Origin of the sequence: Trinickia symbiotica (assembly GCF_002934455.1) — a bacterium.
Classification (GTDB): Bacteria; Pseudomonadota; Gammaproteobacteria; order Burkholderiales; family Burkholderiaceae; genus Trinickia; species Trinickia symbiotica.
The window spans coordinates 26,914-44,285 of sequence record NZ_PTIR01000011.1 but is presented as its reverse complement, the minus strand read 5'-3'; the positions used below and the strand labels follow the sequence as shown (position 1 = coordinate 44,285).

The 17,372-nt window shown below is 63.8% G+C and carries 16 protein-coding genes and 1 pseudogene; 14 read left to right on the top strand and 3 right to left on the bottom strand.

Annotation, left to right across the window (positions count from 1 at the left end):
- Positions 1-7: 7 nt before the first annotated feature.
- The 7 genes and pseudogenes from B0G57_RS16725 to B0G57_RS16695 all read left to right on the top strand — a co-directional run bounded on the left by B0G57_RS16725 (position 8) and on the right by B0G57_RS16695 (position 5,975).
- Positions 8-547 carry an OmpH family outer membrane protein gene (locus tag B0G57_RS16725; protein ID WP_085952756.1) on the top strand — a complete coding sequence of 180 codons (540 nt, stop codon included), beginning with the start codon at positions 8-10 and terminating at the stop codon, positions 545-547.
- 20 nt (positions 548-567) lie between these two features.
- Positions 568-1,641, top strand: a complete 1,074-nt coding sequence (gene lpxD, locus B0G57_RS16720; protein WP_018444208.1) for a UDP-3-O-(3-hydroxymyristoyl)glucosamine N-acyltransferase — start codon at positions 568-570, stop codon at positions 1,639-1,641.
- A gap of 81 nt (positions 1,642-1,722) precedes the next feature.
- Entirely contained in the window at positions 1,723-2,184 is a 462-nt protein-coding gene (gene fabZ, locus B0G57_RS16715) for a 3-hydroxyacyl-ACP dehydratase FabZ (RefSeq protein WP_018444209.1), read from the top strand.
- 16 nt (positions 2,185-2,200) lie between these two features.
- Positions 2,201-2,989, top strand: a complete 789-nt coding sequence (gene lpxA, locus B0G57_RS16710) for an acyl-ACP--UDP-N-acetylglucosamine O-acyltransferase (protein WP_018444210.1) — start codon at positions 2,201-2,203, stop codon at positions 2,987-2,989.
- On the top strand, positions 2,990-4,159 hold the full coding sequence (gene lpxB, locus B0G57_RS16705; protein WP_018444211.1) for a lipid-A-disaccharide synthase: 1,170 nt from the start codon (positions 2,990-2,992) through the stop codon (positions 4,157-4,159).
- Positions 4,160-4,287: 128 nt separating this feature from the next.
- Positions 4,288-5,010, top strand: a pseudogene (gene rnhB / locus B0G57_RS16700) (ribonuclease HII); the annotation flags it as partial.
- Between the two features lie 185 nt (positions 5,011-5,195).
- Positions 5,196-5,975 carry a TrmH family RNA methyltransferase gene (locus B0G57_RS16695; RefSeq protein ID WP_018444213.1) on the top strand — a complete coding sequence of 260 codons (780 nt, stop codon included), beginning with the start codon at positions 5,196-5,198 and terminating at the stop codon, positions 5,973-5,975.
- A 25-nt stretch (positions 5,976-6,000) separates the two neighbouring features.
- Here the strand turns inward: B0G57_RS16695 and ppsR are convergent, their stop codons facing one another.
- Positions 6,001-6,819 (bottom strand): posphoenolpyruvate synthetase regulatory kinase/phosphorylase PpsR, encoded by an 819-nt coding sequence (gene ppsR, locus B0G57_RS16690; RefSeq protein WP_018444214.1) that lies wholly within the window; start codon positions 6,817-6,819, stop codon positions 6,001-6,003.
- Positions 6,820-7,074: 255 nt separating this feature from the next.
- Between ppsR and ppsA the strand changes: the two genes are divergently transcribed.
- The 3 genes from ppsA (at position 7,075) to B0G57_RS16675 (ending at position 11,066) form a co-directional block, all read left to right on the top strand.
- Complete coding sequence (gene ppsA, locus B0G57_RS16685) at positions 7,075-9,483, top strand: phosphoenolpyruvate synthase (RefSeq protein ID WP_026230333.1); 2,409 nt, start codon at positions 7,075-7,077, stop codon at positions 9,481-9,483.
- A 168-nt stretch (positions 9,484-9,651) separates the two neighbouring features.
- Positions 9,652-10,122 carry an NfeD family protein gene (locus B0G57_RS16680; RefSeq protein ID WP_018444216.1) on the top strand — a complete coding sequence of 157 codons (471 nt, stop codon included), beginning with the start codon at positions 9,652-9,654 and terminating at the stop codon, positions 10,120-10,122.
- Positions 10,123-10,127: 5 nt separating this feature from the next.
- Entirely contained in the window at positions 10,128-11,066 is a 939-nt protein-coding gene (locus tag B0G57_RS16675; RefSeq protein ID WP_018444217.1) for an SPFH domain-containing protein, read from the top strand.
- A 60-nt stretch (positions 11,067-11,126) separates the two neighbouring features.
- On the opposite strand, the gene smpB is transcribed toward B0G57_RS16675, so the two are convergent.
- Positions 11,127-11,573 (bottom strand): SsrA-binding protein SmpB, encoded by a 447-nt coding sequence (gene smpB, locus B0G57_RS16670; RefSeq protein WP_018444218.1) that lies wholly within the window; start codon positions 11,571-11,573, stop codon positions 11,127-11,129.
- 101 nt (positions 11,574-11,674) lie between these two features.
- Here smpB and B0G57_RS16665 point away from each other — a divergent pair, with 101 nt between their 5' ends.
- Together B0G57_RS16665 and B0G57_RS16660 are read left to right on the top strand one after the other, a co-directional pair.
- On the top strand, positions 11,675-12,112 hold the full coding sequence (locus tag B0G57_RS16665) for a type II toxin-antitoxin system RatA family toxin (RefSeq protein WP_018444219.1): 438 nt from the start codon (positions 11,675-11,677) through the stop codon (positions 12,110-12,112).
- Positions 12,109-12,441, top strand: coding sequence for an RnfH family protein (locus B0G57_RS16660; RefSeq protein ID WP_018444220.1), 333 nt, complete (start codon positions 12,109-12,111; stop codon positions 12,439-12,441). Before B0G57_RS16665 ends, B0G57_RS16660 begins: the two co-directional genes overlap by 4 nt.
- On the opposite strand, the gene B0G57_RS16655 is transcribed toward B0G57_RS16660, so the two are convergent.
- Entirely contained in the window at positions 12,433-13,509 is a 1,077-nt protein-coding gene (locus B0G57_RS16655) for a DMT family transporter (RefSeq protein ID WP_083925852.1), read from the bottom strand. The two genes, B0G57_RS16660 and B0G57_RS16655, sit on opposite strands and share 9 nt — an antisense overlap.
- Positions 13,510-13,772: 263 nt before the next feature.
- On the opposite strand from B0G57_RS16655, the gene guaB reads away from it, so the two are divergent.
- Both guaB and guaA read left to right on the top strand, forming a co-directional pair.
- Positions 13,773-15,233 (top strand): IMP dehydrogenase, encoded by a 1,461-nt coding sequence (gene guaB, locus B0G57_RS16650; protein ID WP_018444222.1) that lies wholly within the window; start codon positions 13,773-13,775, stop codon positions 15,231-15,233.
- Between the two features lie 223 nt (positions 15,234-15,456).
- Positions 15,457-17,040, top strand: a complete 1,584-nt coding sequence (gene guaA, locus B0G57_RS16640; RefSeq protein ID WP_018444224.1) for a glutamine-hydrolyzing GMP synthase — start codon at positions 15,457-15,459, stop codon at positions 17,038-17,040.
- Positions 17,041-17,372: the final 332 nt, after the last annotated feature.

The window sequence follows — 17,372 nt, the reverse complement described above, 5'->3', positions numbered from 1 at the left end:
GAAGATTTTGCTAACCGGTTCGTTTTCGAAACGCTTGATGTGCGCCGCGACGTTGATCGCCGCGCTCGCTGCGGGCAGCGCGCAGGCGGTCGGCCAGGAAGCGCGCATCGCGGCCGTCAACTCCGATCGCATCCTGCGCGAATCGGCTGCCGCGCAAGCCGCGCAAAAGAAGCTCGAGGCCGAGTTCGCGAAGCGGGACAAGGATCTGCGCGACATGGCGCAGCGGTTGAAGACGATGTCGGATGCGCTCGACAAGAACGGTGCGTCGTTGTCGCCGACCGAGCGGGCGGACAAGCAGCGCGACCTGTCGAATCTCGATAGCGATTTCCAGCGCAAGCGCCGCGAGTTCAACGAGGATCTGAACCAGCGCCGCAACGAAGAGCTCGCCGCCGTGCTCGACAAGGCCAACAAGGTCATCAAGCAGATCGCCGAGCAGCAGCATTACGATCTGATCGTGCAGGAAGCCGTCTACGTGAGCCCGCGCATCGACATCACCGATCAGGTGCTGAAGGCGCTCGCGGCATCGCAGCCGGCCGCAACGAACTGAACCGCGGGAGTCGCAGGGCAATGGCATTGACGCTGGAAGAAATCGCTCAGCGTTTCGGCGGTGAGATCGTAGGCGACGCCACGGTGCGCGTCGGTGGGCTGGCGCCGCTCGATCAGGCGCAGCCGCATCAGCTCGCGTTTCTCGCCAATCCGAAGTACCTCGCACAAGTGGAAGCGACGCGCGCGGGCGCGGTCCTCATCGCGCCGGCGGATCTCGAAAAGCTCTCGTCGCACGAAGGGCGTAACTTCATCGTCACGCCGAATCCTTACGCTTACTTCGCTCGCGTCGCGCAGATGTTCATCGATCTCGCGGCGCCGGCATTGCCGCACGGCGTGCATCCGAGCGCCGTCGTCGATCCTTCCGCGCAAGTGGCGAAAACGGCCGTCATCGGACCGCATGTCGTGATCGAAGCCGGTGCGATCGTCGACGAGGGCGCGCGGCTCGACGCAAACGTCTTCGTCGGACGGGGCACCACAATCGGCGAAGGCTCGCATCTCTACCCGAACGTGACCGTCTATCACGGTTGCAAGATAGGGCCGCGCGCGATCGTCCATGCGGGCGCCGTCATCGGCTCCGATGGTTTCGGTTTCGCTCCCGACTTCACGGGTGCCGGGGACGCGCGTACCGGCACCTGGGTCAAGATTCCGCAGGTCGGCGGCGTAACGATCGCGGCCGATGTCGAAATTGGCGCGAACACGACGATCGATCGCGGCGCGATGGCCGATACCGTCATCGAGGAGTGCGTCAAGATCGACAACCTCGTCCAGATCGGCCACAACTGCCGCATTGGCGCCTATACGGTGATCGCGGGTTGTGCCGGCATCGCGGGCAGCACGACGATCGGCAAGCACTGCATGATCGGCGGCGCGGTCGGCATCGCGGGGCATGTGACGCTCGGCGATTACGTGATCGTCACGGCGAAGTCGGGTGTATCCAAATCGTTGCCGAAGGCGGGCATCTACACGAGCGCGTTCCCGGCCGTCGAGCACGCGGAATGGAACAAGAGTGCCGCGCTGATGCGCAATCTCGACAAGCTGCGCGAGCGCATCAAGGCATTGGAGGCGGCAGTCGAAAAGCGCGACGGCGCCGCGTAGCGCCGTCATCGGCCACGGGAGCGCTGCGCCTGAAGTATCCGCAGTTACCATCCGCGCAGTCAGGCGTGGAGTAGACAGACCATGAGCACCGAAAAAATCAATCTCGACATTCACAAGATTCTTACCCTGCTGCCGCATCGCTATCCGATCTTGCTCGTCGATCGGGTGCTCGAGCTGGAGCCGCACAAGAGCATCAAGGCGCTCAAGAACGTGTCGATCAACGAGCCCTATTTCATGGGGCATTTCCCACAACGACCGGTGATGCCGGGCGTGCTGATCCTCGAGGCGCTCGCTCAGACGGCGGCGCTGCTGACTTTCGCCGAGGAGCCGCACGATCCGACGAAGACGCTTTATTACTTCGTCGGCATCGACGGCGCGCGCTTCAAGCGGGTCGTCGAGCCGGGCGACCAGTTGATCCTGCATGCGTCGTTCGAGCGCTACATGCGCGGCATCTGGAAATTCAAGGCGCGCGCGGAAGTGGACGGCGTGACCGCCGCGGAAGCGGACCTCATGTGCACCGTGAAGCACACAGGCGATCAATAAGGAAGGGCCAAGCCGCATGAGCAAGATTCATCCCACCGCAATCGTCGAGACCGGCGCCGAACTCGCCGACGATGTCGAGATCGGTCCGTACTCCATCGTCGGCGCGCATGTCGTGATCGGAGCAGGCACCGTCGTCGGCTCGCACAGTGTGATCGAAGGCCATACGACCCTCGGCGCCGCCAACCGGATCGGCCACTACGCGTCGATCGGCGGCCGGCCGCAGGACATGAAGTATCAGGGCGAGCCGACGCGCCTCGTCGTCGGCGATCGCAATACGATCCGCGAGTTCACGACGATTCACACGGGCACGACCCAGGACGGCGGCGTGACGACGGTCGGCGACGACAACTGGATCATGGCGTACGTTCATATCGCCCACGACTGCCGTGTCGGCAGCCACGTGATCCTCTCGAACAACGCGCAGATGGCCGGACACGTGACCGTCGGCGATTGGGCGATCGTCGGGGCGATGTCGGGCGTCCATCAGTTCGTCAAGATCGGCGATCACGCGATGCTCGGAGGCGCATCGGCCGTCGTGCAGGACGTGCCGCCGTTCGTCATGGCGGCCGGCAACAAGGCGGAGCCGCACGGCATCAACGTCGAAGGCTTGCGCCGCCGCGGCTTTTCCGCCGATTCGATCTCGGCGTTGCGCACGGCTTATCGTTTGCTCTACAAAAACGGCCTTTCGCTCGAAGACGCGAAGGCCCAGCTTGCCGAACTCGCGTCGGCGGGCGGCGATGGCGACGAGCATGTGCGCAAGCTGATTGCGTTCATCGAGACGTCGCAGCGCGGCATCATTCGCTAAATGCCGTTGGAGACGAGTCCGCTGCGCATCGCCCTGGTGGCGGGCGAGCCGTCGGGCGACTTGCTCGGAGGCGCGCTGTTGGGCGGCCTGGCGCGACGCTTGCCCGAAGAGACGCGCTACTACGGTATCGGCGGTCCGCGCATGATCGCTCACGGCTTCGAGGCGCATTGGCCGATGGAGAAGCTGACCGTACGCGGCTATGTCGAGGCGCTGCGGCACATCCCCGAAATCCTCGGCATTCGCGGCGAGCTCAAGCGTCAGCTGCTCGCCGAGCGGCCGAATGCGTTTATCGGTGTCGATGCCCCCGATTTCAACTTCGGGCTGGAAGAGGCGCTGCGCGCGGCGGGCATTCCCACGATCCATTTCGTCTGCCCATCGATCTGGGCCTGGCGCGGCGGCCGCATCAAGAAGATCGTCAAGGCCGTGGATCACATGCTCTGCGTGTTTCCATTCGAGATCGAACTGCTCGAGAAGGCGGGCGTGGCGGCCACCTATGTCGGCCATCCTCTTGCCGACGACATTCCGCTCGAGCCTGATATGGCCGGCGCGCGCCGGGCGCTGGACTTGCCCGAAGGCGGCACCGTCATCGCCGTGCTGCCCGGCAGTCGGCGCTCCGAAATCGCACTGATCGGTCCGACTTTCTTCGACACGATGGCGCTGATCCAGCAGCGTGAGCCGGGCGTTCGTTTCGTGATGCCGGCCGCGACCCCGGCGTTGCGCGCGTTGTTGCAGCCGCTCGTCGACGCGCACCCCGGCCTGGCGCTGACGCTCACCGATGGCGATGCGCAGCGCGCGATGACGAGCGCCGACGCGGTGCTCGTCAAGAGCGGCACCGTGACGCTGGAGGCCGCGCTGCTCAAAAAGCCAATGGTGATTTCGTACAAGGTGCCCTGGCTGACGGGACAGATCATGCGGCGGCAGGGCTATCTGCCGTACGTCGGCCTGCCGAACATCCTCGCCGGGCGCTTCGTCGTGCCCGAGATCCTGCAGCACTTCGCGACACCGGAAGCGCTTGCCGACGCGACGCTGACCCAGTTGCACGACGAGGCGAATCGGCGCACGCTCGTGGACGTATTCACTCAGATGCACCACACGCTGCGGCGGAACACGGCGCAAAGCGCGGCCGAGGCCGTCGAGCGCGTGATCGATGCAAGGAAGCTGCGCAGATGACAGCGTCGGCAACGAAGCGGCGCACCGGCGTATCAGCCACCGCGAATGCACCGGCGCGCAGTGCTGCGAAGAATGCGAAGGCGGATTCGAACCCGTCCGCCAAGTCCCCTGCATCGGCGAAGACGGCGATGAAAGCGACGATGAAAACAGGCAAGGCGGCAACCGTGAGAGCGGCCAAGCTCGCTCAAGCCGCGCTCAATTTCGAGTCGCCGCTCGATATCGTCTGCGGCGTCGACGAAGCAGGCCGCGGGCCCCTTGCGGGACCGGTCGTCGCGGCGGCGGTGATTCTCGATCCCAAACGCCGCATTCGCGGGCTCGACGATTCGAAGGTGCTCAATGCGAAGACGCGCGAGGCGCTCTACAAGAAGATCGTCGAGCGCTCGATCGCCTATTGCGTCGCTTCCGCGAGCGTCGAGGAAATCGATACGCTCAACATCCTGCATGCGACGATGCTCGCGATGAAACGCGCGGTCGAAGGGCTGGCCGTCACGCCGACGCTGGCCAAGATCGACGGCAACCGTTGCCCGACGCTGTCCGTGCGCAGCGAGGCGATCATCGGCGGCGATGCGCTCGTGCCCGCGATTTCGGCCGCGTCGATTCTGGCCAAGGTCACGCGCGATCGGATGTTGGCCGAGCTGCACGAGCGGTTTCCGGTCTATGGGTTCGATTCGCATGTCGGCTACAGCACGCCGCAGCATTTGGCCGCGCTTCTTGCCCACGGCCCCTGCGAGCATCATCGGCGCTCTTTCGCGCCCGTGCGCGAGGCGTATGAGCGGCTCGGCATTCGAGTGGAGCTGCCGCGGGGCGTCGCCATCGTCGCACCGGCGACGATCGAGGAGGCGTTCGATCTCGTCGATGCGGACGCGCGGGCGGAGGCGGATGCTGGCGCCGGCGAGTTTGCGCGAGAGCCCGGCGCGCCCGACGCGGCACCTTTCGCGGATTTCGCCGCCGACGAGACGGCCGGGCGCGCGGCCGTGGCCGGCAGCGACGGCGCGGCGACCGAGCGCGACGCCGAGCGCGACGCCGAGCGCCGCCCGTGAAAGCGATCACCTCGCGCGACAACCCGCTCTACAAGCGCCTGAAGGCGCTCGCCGGCTCGACGCACCAGCAGCGCAAGAGCGGCCAGGCGCTGCTCGAGGGCTTTCATCTTGCGAGCGCTTATCTCGACGTCGCCGGGGAGCCCGAGACCTGCGTCGTGACGGACGAGGCCATGCGGCATGCGGAGGCACAGGCGATCGTCGGCCGGATCGATCCGTCGCGCGTCGCTACGCTGCCGGCGGCGCTTTTCGGCCAGGTTTCGAACGTGGTCAACGGCGTTGGGTTGCTTTTCGTCGTACCGAAGCTTGCGCCGACACTGCCGGAGCGGATCGAGACGACCTGCGTCGTGCTTGACGGGGTGCAAGACGCAGGCAACGTCGGCTCCATTCTGCGCAGCGCGGCCGCGGCCGGCGTGAAGCACGTGTTTTGCGGACCGGGGACTGCTTACGCGTGGTCGTCGAAAGTCCTGCGCTCGGGCATGGGCGCGCACTTTCTGCTCGACGTGCACGAGGACATCGAGCCGCGCACGCTCGTCGAGCGGCTCGCAGTGCCCGTGGCGATCACCGATTCTCACGCCGATGCGGCGCTTTACGACTGCGATCTGTCAGGGCCGGTTGCTTGGGTGTTCGGCAACGAAGGGGCGGGCGTCTCACTCGCCTGGCGCGAAGCGGTGACCTACCGGCTGACGATTCCGCAGCCGGGCGGCATGGAGTCGCTGAACGTGGCGGCGGCCGCAGCCATCTGTCTTTTCGAGCAGTGCCGCCAGCGGCGCGGCTGAGCACTGCGCGTGTCTTCGCTGCCGCTCAATAAGCCGGTCGATCGAGCTTGATCTCCTGCAAGATCGTGGTCGCGATTTCCTCGATCGATTTGTGCGTTGACGAAAGCCACTTGACGCCTTCGCGCCGCATCATCACCTCCGCCTCGTTGATCTCGTAGCGGCAATTCTCGAGCGCAGCGTACTTGCTGCCGGGGCGCCGCTCGTTGCGGATCTCGGAAAGGCGTTGCGCGTCGATCGAGAGGCCGAACAGCTTGTCGCGATGTTGCAAAAGCGGCGTCGGCAGTTTGCCGCGCTCGAAATCCTCGGGGATCAACGGATAGTTCGCTGCCTTCACGCCATATTGCATGGCCAGATAGAGGCTCGTCGGCGTTTTGCCGCTGCGCGAGACGCCGATCAGGATGACGTCGGCTTCGGCAAGATTCCGGTTCGATTGACCGTCGTCGTGGGCCAGGGAGAAATTGATGGCCTCGATCCGCTTCTTGTACTCCTCGGTATCGGCGTTCTGGTGCCCGCGCCCGACGGCGTGCGTCGATTTCATGTCGAGTTCGAGCTCGAGCGGTTCGACGAACTGCTGGAAGATATCGAGCACGAGCGCGTTCGAGTTCTTCACGATCGAGTTCGACGAACTATCGACGAGCGTGGTGAAGACGATCGGCCGGCGGCCGTCCAGGACGGCCGATTCGCTGATCTTTTCAACAGTCGCAAAGGCCTTGTCGGCCGAATCGACGAACGGCACGCGCACGAGGCGGAATTTTTGGTCGAACTGGGACAGGATCGAATGCGCGAACGTTTCGGCAGTGATTCCAGTACCGTCGGAGACGATGAATACGGTGGGCGGCGGCATCGACAAAAGCTCGAGTGGGGGAAGGCCGATCGGCCTTTTCAAAGACGAAGCGCGGCAATTATCGCGCCGCCGCCACCGTTTGGCGAGTCGGCACGGTAAAATAGCGACGAACCTGTTCGATAAGCCATTGCTATCAAAACGCGCTGGCGATTGCTTATCGAACAGGTTGCGCATGATGCGGGGAGCCGGTTGCCCGGTTCCCGCATCCAAGCCCGCGTGCGCAGCCGAGAATTTTTTTCACACTTAGGGGCTTGTATGTCTAACGCAGCAAACGTCGTAAAGGACCAGGCGTATGTAATTCCGTTCGAGCAGTTGCGAATGACTGATGTCGAAATCGTCGGCGGCAAGAATGCGTCGCTCGGCGAGATGATCAGCCAGCTGGCCGAGGCGGGCGTTCGCGTGCCGACCGGCTTCGCAACGACCGCGCTCGCCTTTCGCGATTTCCTCGAGCACAACCAGCTGACCGAGCGGATCGCCGCACGGCTCGAATCGCTCGACGTCGACGATGTAAAGGCGCTCGCGGCCGCGGGAAAGGAAATCCGGCAATGGATCGCGGACGCGCCGCTGCAACCGCGCCTCGAAGCCGAGATTCGCGCCCATTTCGAGACGTTGCAAAAGAGCTCGCCCGAAGAGCTGTCTTTTGCCGTGCGCTCGTCGGCGACGGCCGAAGACTTGCCGGACGCGTCTTTCGCGGGCCAGCAGGAAACCTATTTGAACGTGGTCGGCATCGAGGAAGTGCTCGATCGCATGAAGCACGTCTTCGCGTCGCTCTATAACGACCGCGCGATCTCTTACCGCGTCCACAAAGGCTTCACGCATGCCGAGGTCGCGCTTTCGGCCGGCGTGCAGCGCATGGTGCGCTCCGATGTCGGCGCGGCCGGCGTGATGTTTACCCTCGATACCGAATCGGGCTTCAAGGACGCCGTCTTCATCACGTCGAGCTACGGTCTTGGCGAAACGGTGGTGCAGGGCGCGGTGAACCCGGACGAGTTCTACGTCTTCAAGACGACGCTGGCCCAGGGCAAGTACCCGATCATCCGGCGCTCGATCGGCTCGAAGCTGATCAAGATGGAGTTCACGCAGCCGGGCGAGCCGGGCCGCGTGAAGACGGTGGACGTGGCGCACGAGCAGCGCAACCGTTTCTCGATCACGGACGACGATGTGATCGAGCTCGCGAAGTACGCCGTCATCATCGAGCAGCACTACAAGCGCCCGATGGACATCGAATGGGGCAAGGACGGCCGCGACGGCAAGATCTTCATTTTGCAGGCGCGCCCTGAGACCGTGAAGAGCCAGAACGCCGGCAAGGTCGAGCAGCGCTTCAAGCTGAAGGGGCAGTCGCAGGTGCTCGCAACGGGCCGCGCGATCGGCCAAAAGATCGGTGCGGGGCGCGTCTGCGTCATTCGCGACCCGTCTGAAATGGATCGCGTGCAACCGGGCGACGTGCTCGTTGCCGACATGACGGACCCGAACTGGGAGCCCGTCATGAAGCGGGCATCGGCGATCGTCACGAATCGCGGCGGGCGCACCTGCCATGCGGCAATCATCGCGCGCGAGCTCGGCGTGCCGGCCGTGGTCGGCTGCGGCGACGCCACCGACGTGCTGAAGGACGGCACGCTCGTGACGGTCTCATGCGCCGAGGGCGACGAGGGCAAGATCTACGACGGTCTGCTCGAGACGGAAGTGACCGAGATCGACCGCGGCGATCTGCCGCCGATTCCGGTCAAGATCGCGATGAACGTCGGCAATCCGCAGCTCGCGTTCGATTTCGCGCAGTTGCCGAGCGCCGGCGTCGGCCTCGCGCGGCTCGAGTTCATCATCAACAACAACATCGGCGTGCACCCGAAGGCGATCCTCGAGTATCCGAACGTCGATCCGGACTTGAAGAAGGCCGTCGAGAGCGTGGCGCGCGGCCATGCGTCGCCGCGCGCGTTCTATGTCGACAAGCTCGCCGAGGGCGTGGCGACGATCGCGGCCGCGTTCTATCCGCGTCCCGTCATCGTGCGCCTGTCGGACTTCAAGTCGAACGAGTACAAAAAGCTGATCGGCGGCTCGCGTTATGAGCCGGACGAGGAAAACCCAATGCTCGGTTTCCGCGGCGCTTCGCGTTACGTCGCGCAGGAGTTCGCTCAAGCGTTCGAGATGGAATGCATCGCGCTCAAGCGTGTGCGCGAGGACATGGGGCTCACGAACGTCGAGATCATGGTGCCGTTCGTGCGGACGCTGAAGCAGGCCGAGCGCGTGATCGGGCTGCTCGCGAAGTTCGGCCTAAAGCGTGGCGTGAACGGCCTGCGCCTCATCATGATGTGCGAGATTCCGTCGAATGCGATTCTGGCCGAGCGGTTCCTCGAGCACTTCGACGGCTTCTCGATCGGCTCGAACGACCTGACGCAGCTGACGCTCGGGCTCGACCGCGATTCCGGCATGGAGCTGCTGGCCGCGGATTTCGACGAGCGCGACGATGCGGTCAAGTTCCTGTTGAAGCGGGCCATCGAAGCATGCCGGAGCCAGAACAAGTACGTCGGCATCTGCGGTCAGGGTCCCTCCGATCACCCCGACTTCGCGCAGTGGTTGACCGACGAGGGTATTTCGTCGATCTCGCTGAACCCGGACACGGTCATCGAGACATGGCAGGCACTCGCAAAGGCTACGGTGACCCATTGATCGGAATCGTCTGATTTCCAGGTTGCACGTCATCGGTGCAACGGCTTCATGCTATAACGCCTCGGTAGTAGGACCGGGGCGTTTTTTTATGGTGTGGCCGGCATCGATGAGCCGCGGTGAGAGCGTCCTCGACCGTTTTGAGCCGCATCGGAAAAAAGGGAGACCACTATGTCGCCGAGCGACTTTATCTGGTGGGTTGGCGCGGGGGCGCTGATCGTCGCCGAGCTGCTAACGGGGACGTTCTACCTGCTCATGATCGCGCTCGGCTTCATCGCCGGCGCGATCGCACACTGGGCTGGCGCGAGCGCGGCCGAGCAATATCTGGCCGCCGCGCTCGTCGCGCTGGCGGCCGTGATCGTGCTGCGGCGCTCGCGATTCGGGCGCCGCAAGGCGCGGCGCGACGCGTCGTCGAATCCCGACGTGAATCCCGATATCGGAGCGACGCTCGAGGTTCATGTCTGGCATGACGGCCGTGCCCGCGTCCCATACCGTGGGGCCGAATGGGACGTGGAGCTCGCGCCCGGCGCGAGTGCCGATGCGCGCGTCTACGAGATCGCCGCCGTGCGGGCGAACCGCCTGATCGTCGTGGAGAAGAAGCCGGCGCGATCCGACCATCCTCTGTCAACAACGAAGGAGTAAAAACAATGGACATGACCATCGTCGCAGCCGTGTTGCTCGTGGTCGTGATCGTGATCGCCGCGCAGACGATCAAGATCGTGCCGCAGCAGCATGCGTGGGTCGTCGAGCGGTTCGGCCGCTATCATGCGACGCTCGCGCCGGGCTTGAACCTCGTGCTGCCGTTCGTGGACCGCGTAGCCTACCGGCACGTTCTCAAGGAGATTCCGCTCGATGTCCCGGCGCAGGTCTGCATCACGCGTGACAATACGCAGCTGCAGGTGGACGGGGTGCTGTACTTCCAGGTCACGGACCCGATGAAGGCGTCGTATGGCTCGAGTAACTTCGTGCTCGCAATCACGCAGCTCGCGCAGACGACGCTGCGCTCGGTCATCGGCCGGCTCGAGCTCGACAAGACGTTCGAGGAGCGCGATCTCATCAACCGCAGTATCGTCGCGGCTCTCGACGAAGCCGCCGAGAGCTGGGGCGTGAAGGTACTGCGCTACGAGATCAAGGACCTGACGCCGCCGAAGGAAATCCTTCATGCGATGCAGGCGCAGATCACGGCCGAGCGCGAGAAGCGGGCGCTGATCGCGGCCTCGGAAGGCCGCAAGCAGGAGCAGATCAATATCGCGTCGGGCGGCCGCGAGGCGGCCATTCAGCGCTCGGAGGGCGAGCGGCAGGCGGCGATCAATCAGGCGCAGGGCGAGGCCGCCGCAATTCTCGCCGTGGCCGAAGCCAACGCACAGGCGATCAGGAAGATTGCCGAGGCGATTCAGTCGACGGGCGGCATGGACGCCGTGAACCTCAAAGTGGCCGAGCAGTACGTGAACGCGTTCGGGAATCTGGCCAAGGCAGGCAATTCGCTGATCGTCCCGGGCAATCTGTCGGATCTGAGCACGATGATCGCGTCGGCGCTCACGATTGTCAGTCGCGGCAAAAACGCGCAGGCGGCCGAAATCCGCTGAGTTAGGCCACGGCTGGCGTTTCGGCGAAAGCTGGGCGCCGTGGCCGCGAGCGCCCCTTCGTCAGCCGGCCGTGCGCATGAGCCGCGCTTTTTCGCGCTCCCAATCGCGCTTCTTCTCGGTTTCGCGCTTGTCGTGCAGCTTCTTGCCCTTGGCGAGACCGATTTCGCATTTGACGCGGCCCCCCTTGTAGTGAAAGTTGAGCGGCACGAGCGTATAGCCACGCTGCTCGACCTTGCCGATGAGCTTCTTGATCTCGTCGGCGTGCAAAAGCAGCTTGCGCGTGCGCACGGGATCGGGGTTCACGTGCGTCGACGCTTCGGGCAGCGGACTGATGTGCGCGCCGATCAGAAAGAGCTCGGCGTCCTTCACCACCACGTAGCCCTCCTTGATCTGGGCGCGGCCGGCGCGCAGCGCCTTGACCTCCCATCCCTCGAGCACGAGCCCTGCCTCGTAGCGTTCTTCGATGAAGTAATCGAAGAAGGCTTTTCTGTTGTCGATGATGCTCATGAATGACCGGCGGCGAACTCGTTTAAAATCGCAATTTTAGCAAAGCGGTGCCTCGAGAGGCCGTAGCGCCGACTCACTTTCGCCTCGCGCGGTGCAATTTTATGGCAGATGTCCAGAAAACCGTATTGATCCGTCATTCGGCTGAGGAGATGTTCGACCTCGTCACGGACGTGAACGACTATCCGAACTTCCTGCCGTGGTGCGGAGGCGTGCAGATCCGGCACCAGGACGAGCACAGCATGGAGGCGCGGATCGACATCAATTTCAAGGGCATCAAGCAGCACTTTGCCACGCACAATACCCAGCAGCGGCCGACTCGCATCGACATGGAGTTCACCGACGGCCCGTTTCGCAAGTTCACGGGCTACTGGCGCTTCACGCCGCTGCGCACCGACGCCTGCAAGATCGAATTCGCGCTCCACTACGAGTTTGCGAGCGTCATCCTCGAGAAGCTCATCGGGCCGGTTTTCCATCACATCGCGAATACTTTCGTCGAATCGTTCGTGAAGCGCGCCAATCAGCGCTACGGAAAATCATGAGTACGGAGTTGACGGTCGAGGTTTCTTACGCGCTCGCCAAGGCGCAGACGCTGATCGAAGTGTATGTGCCCGCCGGCTCGACCGTGCGAGATGCGCTCGAGGCCAGCCGCATCGTCGAGCGCCATCCCGAGATCGACCTGGCGACGGCGAAGGTCGGCATCTATGGCAAGCTGAAGCCGCTCGATGCGCCGCTTGCCGATCATGACCGCGTCGAGATCTATCGCGCGCTCATCGTCGATCCGAAGGTCGCGCGGCAGCGGCGCGTCGACAAGACGCGCCGTGAAGGATCGATCGAAGGGCGCAAGTGGCTGCCCAAGGATTCACGCTGAAGGGCTGCGCGCCTCATCCCGGGATGGGGCCGCGGCTTCGCGCGCCAGATGCGCATCCAGCACGGTAACGTCCTGCTCTGGACGCTTTCCCGCTTGCCCTCCGCTGTGCCGGCGCACCGCCCAGACGACGCCCGCGAGCAGCAGCAAGATCGCGGCCGCTTCGAGCGGTCTCGGCAGGCGACTATCGTAGATGAAGCCATAAAGCAGGGCGAACAGCGTTTCGAAGACGATCATCTGACCCGAAAGCGTCAGCGGCAGCCGCGTCGCGGCGGCATTCCAGAGGCCGTTGCCGAGCCACGAGGCACCGACGGCGAGCCCCAGGTTCAATAGCCAGAAGACCTGCCAGCGGGCGTCGCCCGCGCCGGCCGCCGCTATCGCGCCCGCCTTCGCGATGCCGGCCGGCCCGCCGGTCAGCGCGGAAGCGGGGAACCACAGCATCGCGCCGAAGAGGCCCGTCAGGATGCCGAGCAGCACGGACCATTCGTTGCTGTCGAACTTCGTCTCCTGCGCATTGAGACGCCGCAGCGTGCGCGCATTCTCGACGGCGAACCACGTCCAGCTCGCGAGTGCACCGAGCGCACAGACGAGGCCAAGGAGCTTGCCCGACACCGATTCCGCGTCCGGCGTCGGCGCCGGGGCGTTCGCAAAGACGTCCACATTGATGCAGACGATACCGGCCATGACGAGCGCGAGCGGCCAAATCAGGCGGCCGAGCGGCACGGCGCCGTGATCGCGCCGGCCCGCGAGCGTCACCGTGACGGGCAGCACACCGACGATCAGCGACGTGGGCCCGATGCCGACATGATGCACGGCGGCAGTCAGGAACACGTAGTAGACGAGATTGCCGATCAAGGCGAGGCGGGCGAGCGCCACGAGGTCGGCACGTGTGAGCTTGGCAGCGATGCGCCGAGCGATCGGCAGCGCGGCGGCCAGCGAGACCACCCCGTACATCATGCAGCGCGCCGCGGCGAGCAGGGCCGGGGAAAAATCGGCCAGGAGCCGCGGCACGAGAAAGGCCGTGCCCCAGAGCGCTCCCGCCATCATGCCGTACATCACCCCGCGTCGCATTGTCGCTTCCCCGTTTCTCTTATGGACCGGCTCGCAGTCTAGGCGGTCCTGAGCGGCGATGTCTTGTTCGATTCTGCAATCGCGGCCCTTCGTTCTTTCCAGTTGCGCGGCCTCGCGCTCCGAAAAACGAACGAACATCGACCGAACGAAGAACCGAAAGCGAGGGCGCGAATCGGCCGCAAAAATCGCTAACTTGCTGTTCGCACAGTGAAAAACCAGGGAGGTATCGCGTATAATTCGGTTTTGCGCCTATAGGATTTGCCATGCGTCTGATCCAGAAAGCACTCACGTTCGATGACGTGCTCCTCGTCCCGGCCTTCTCCGAGGTTTTGCCGCGCGACACCAGCCTCAAGACCCGGTTGACCCGCAATATCTCCCTGAATATCCCGCTCGTATCCGCCGCGATGGATACGGTCACCGAGGGGCGCCTGGCAATCGCGATGGCGCAGCAGGGCGGCGTCGGCATCGTTCACAAGAACCTGACCGCCGCCGAGCAGGCACGTGAAGTGGCGAAGGTTAAGCGCTTCGAATCGGGGGTCGTTCGCGATCCGATCACGATCCCGCCCGAAATGAAGGTGAGCGACGTCATCGCGCTCTCGCAGCAGCATGGCATTTCCGGCTTCCCGGTCGTCGAGGGCCCGAAACTGGTCGGGATCGTGACGAATCGCGACCTGCGCTTCGAAACAAGGCTCGATGAGCCCGTGCGCAGCATCATGACGCCGCGGGATCGGCTCGTGACGGTCAAGGAGGGCACCTCGCTCGCCGATGCGAAGGCGCTCATGCATAGCCACCGCCTCGAGCGCGTGCTCGTCGTGAACGACGCCTTCGAGTTGCGCGGGCTCATGACCGTCAAGGACATCACGAAGCAGACTGAGCACCCGGCCGCCTGCAAGGACGAGCACGGCAAGCTGCGCGTCGGCGCAGCCGTCGGCGTCGGTCCCGATAACGAAGAGCGCGTGACGCTGCTCGCGGCGGCGGGCGTTGACGTGATCGTCGTCGATACGGCTCATGGCCACAGCAAGGGCGTGCTCGAGCGTGTGCGCTGGGTCAAAAAGAACTTCCCGCACGTGGAAGTCATCGGCGGCAACATCGCCACGGCGGATGCCGCGCGTGCGCTCGTCGAATACGGGGCGGACGGCGTGAAGGTCGGCATCGGGCCCGGCTCGATTTGCACGACGCGGATCGTGGCGGGTGTCGGCGTGCCGCAAATCACGGCGATCGCGAACGTCTCCGAAGCGCTGAAGGGATCGGGCGTGCCCGTCATCGGCGACGGCGGCGTGCGCTATTCGGGCGACGTCTCGAAGGCGATCGCGGCCGGGGCGGACGCGGTGATGATGGGCAGCATGCTCGCAGGCACCGAAGAGGCGCCCGGCGACGTGTTCCTTTATCAGGGCCGACAGTACAAGTCGTATCGCGGCATGGGCTCGGTGGGCGCGATGAAGGATGGCGCCGCGGACCGTTACTTCCAGGACAACTCGGCGAATATCGACAAGCTCGTGCCCGAAGGCATCGAGGGCCGCGTGGCTTACAAAGGCTCGGTCAACGCGATCCTGTTCCAGCTCATCGGCGGTGTGCGCGCGAGCATGGGCTACTGCGGCTGCAAGACGATCGCAGAGATGCATGAGAAGGCGCAGTTCGTCGAAATCACGGCGGCAGGCATGCGCGAATCGCATGTTCACGATGTGCAGATCACGAAAGAAGCGCCGAATTACCACATCGATTGACGACGGCCACGACGGCCGATGAGAGCGTCGCGGCGCGTGGGTATCTCGATCGATCGATGTTCCTGCCTCGCAGTCTTCGATGACGCACGCCGCGTGCCATCGGACGTTGCGCCTTTCAGCCGAAAGAGCTTCCGGCGGGAAGGCGCAATTTGTTTATGTTCGGTCGCCGTGACGGCGGCCAATGAATTGAATTCCATTTGCCCATTTGAGTTACGCGCCCGCCATGCATGACAAGATCCTGATCCTCGATTTCGGCTCGCAAGTCACCCAACTGATTGCGCGCCGCATTCGCGAAGCGCACGTCTATTCGGAGATTCATCCGTACGATGTCGACGACGCGTTCATCCGCGAGTTCGCGCCGAAGGGCGTGATCCTGTCGGGCGGGCCGAACTCCGTTACGGAGTCCGATACGCCACGTGCGCCGCAAGCCGTTTTCGAGCTCGGCGTGCCCATGCTGGGAATCTGCTACGGAATGCAGACGATGGCCGAGCAGCTCGGCGGCAAAGTCGACGGGGGGCACGTGCGTGAATTCGGCTATGCGGAAGTGCGGGCGCGCAACCATACGAGCCTGCTCGAAGGCATCGAGGACTTCCGCACGCCCGAAGGGCACGGGATGCTGAAGGTCTGGATGAGCCACGGCGACAAGGTCACCGAGATGCCCGAGGGATTCAAGATGATGGCGTCGACGGAGTCGTGTCCGATCGCGGCGATTGCCGACGAATCGCGCCATTTCTACGGCGTGCAGTGGCACCCGGAGGTCACGCATACGGTGCAAGGGCGCGCGATGCTCGAGCGCTTCGTGCTGTCGATCTGCGGCGCGAAGGCCGATTGGGAAATGGGGCATTACATCGACGAAGCCGTCGAAAAGATTCGCGCGCAAGTGGGCAGCGAGCATGTGATTTTGGGTCTGTCGGGCGGCGTCGATTCGTCGGTCGCGGCGGCGCTCCTGCACCGTGCGATCGGCGATCAGCTGACTTGCGTGTTCGTCGATCACGGGTTGCTTCGTTTGAACGAAGCGGAGCAGGTGATGGCGACGTTTGCCGATCACCTTGGCGTGCGCGTCATTCATGTCGATGCGAGCGAAGCGTTCCTCTCCAAGCTGGCGGGCGTGACCGATCCCGAGCAGAAGCGCAAGATCATCGGAGCAGAGTTTGTCGAGGTCTTCCAGGTCGAGGCAGGCAAGCTCAAAGATGCGAAGTGGCTCGCGCAGGGGACGATCTATCCGGACGTCATCGAATCGGCCGGCAAGGGCAAGAAGGCGGCCCATACGATCAAGAGCCACCACAACGTGGGCGGTCTGCCCGAGACGTTGAACTTGAAGCTGCTCGAGCCGCTGCGCGAGTTGTTCAAGGATGAGGTGCGCGAGCTCGGCGTGAAGCTCGGCTTGCCGCATGAGATGGTCTATCGGCATCCGTTCCCCGGGCCGGGGCTCGGTGTGCGGATTCTCGGGGAAGTGAAGCGCGAGTACGCCGATTTGTTGCGGCGTGCCGATGCGATCTTCATCGAGACGCTGCGCAACACCATCGACAAAGAGACGGGCAAGTCATGGTACGACCTCACGAGTCAGGCGTTCGCCGTGTTCTTGCCGGTGCGCAGCGTGGGCGTGATGGGCGATGGGCGGACTTATGAGTTTGTCGTCGCGCTGAGGGCGGTCCAGACGCTCGATTTCATGACGGCGCACTGGGCGCATTTGCCACATGAGTTGCTCGGGCATGTGTCGAATCGGATCATCAACGAAGTGCGCGGGATCAATCGCGTCGTTTATGACATCTCGGGGAAGCCGCCGGCGACGATTGAGTGGGAATGAGGTTTTTTAAAATTCCCTTTGAATCAATGGCTTGCGGTGATCGGTAAATTGCGTGTGTCCAATTCTAAATTGCACGATGGGGGTCCGCAAGTCGTTGATTGTATGGAAGAAATAAACCTTCGTTGGTGCTTGCATGTAGTCCCGAGCAGCCGATATTTGACGGTATTGCTGACGGTATCGATGGGCGGTATGTGTAGAGGCTGGCTTGATACCGTCAGGGGCGTTGACGGTATCAGTGACGGTATCGGCGAGCGGTGGGTTAGGCGCTTCGTGCCATCGGGAGAATTGAAGGGGCAGAAGTTGCAGCGGTGCTCGGGAGCCCGGTCAGGACC

Coding starts and splice junctions, on each gene's coding strand:
- lpxD (WP_018444208.1), top strand. CDS start 568: ATGGCATTGACGCTGGAAGAAATCGCTCAGCGTTTCGGCGGTGAGATC.
- fabZ (WP_018444209.1), top strand. CDS start 1,723: ATGAGCACCGAAAAAATCAATCTCGACATTCACAAGATTCTTACCCTG.
- lpxA (WP_018444210.1), top strand. CDS start 2,201: ATGAGCAAGATTCATCCCACCGCAATCGTCGAGACCGGCGCCGAACTC.
- lpxB (WP_018444211.1), top strand. CDS start 2,990: ATGCCGTTGGAGACGAGTCCGCTGCGCATCGCCCTGGTGGCGGGCGAG.
- ppsR (WP_018444214.1), bottom strand. CDS start 6,819: ATGCCGCCGCCCACCGTATTCATCGTCTCCGACGGTACTGGAATCACT.
- ppsA (WP_026230333.1), top strand. CDS start 7,075: ATGTCTAACGCAGCAAACGTCGTAAAGGACCAGGCGTATGTAATTCCG.
- B0G57_RS16680 (WP_018444216.1), top strand. CDS start 9,652: ATGTCGCCGAGCGACTTTATCTGGTGGGTTGGCGCGGGGGCGCTGATC.
- B0G57_RS16675 (WP_018444217.1), top strand. CDS start 10,128: ATGGACATGACCATCGTCGCAGCCGTGTTGCTCGTGGTCGTGATCGTG.
- smpB (WP_018444218.1), bottom strand. CDS start 11,573: ATGAGCATCATCGACAACAGAAAAGCCTTCTTCGATTACTTCATCGAA.
- B0G57_RS16665 (WP_018444219.1), top strand. CDS start 11,675: ATGGCAGATGTCCAGAAAACCGTATTGATCCGTCATTCGGCTGAGGAG.
- B0G57_RS16660 (WP_018444220.1), top strand. CDS start 12,109: ATGAGTACGGAGTTGACGGTCGAGGTTTCTTACGCGCTCGCCAAGGCG.
- B0G57_RS16655 (WP_083925852.1), bottom strand. CDS start 13,509: ATGCGACGCGGGGTGATGTACGGCATGATGGCGGGAGCGCTCTGGGGC.
- guaB (WP_018444222.1), top strand. CDS start 13,773: ATGCGTCTGATCCAGAAAGCACTCACGTTCGATGACGTGCTCCTCGTC.
- guaA (WP_018444224.1), top strand. CDS start 15,457: ATGCATGACAAGATCCTGATCCTCGATTTCGGCTCGCAAGTCACCCAA.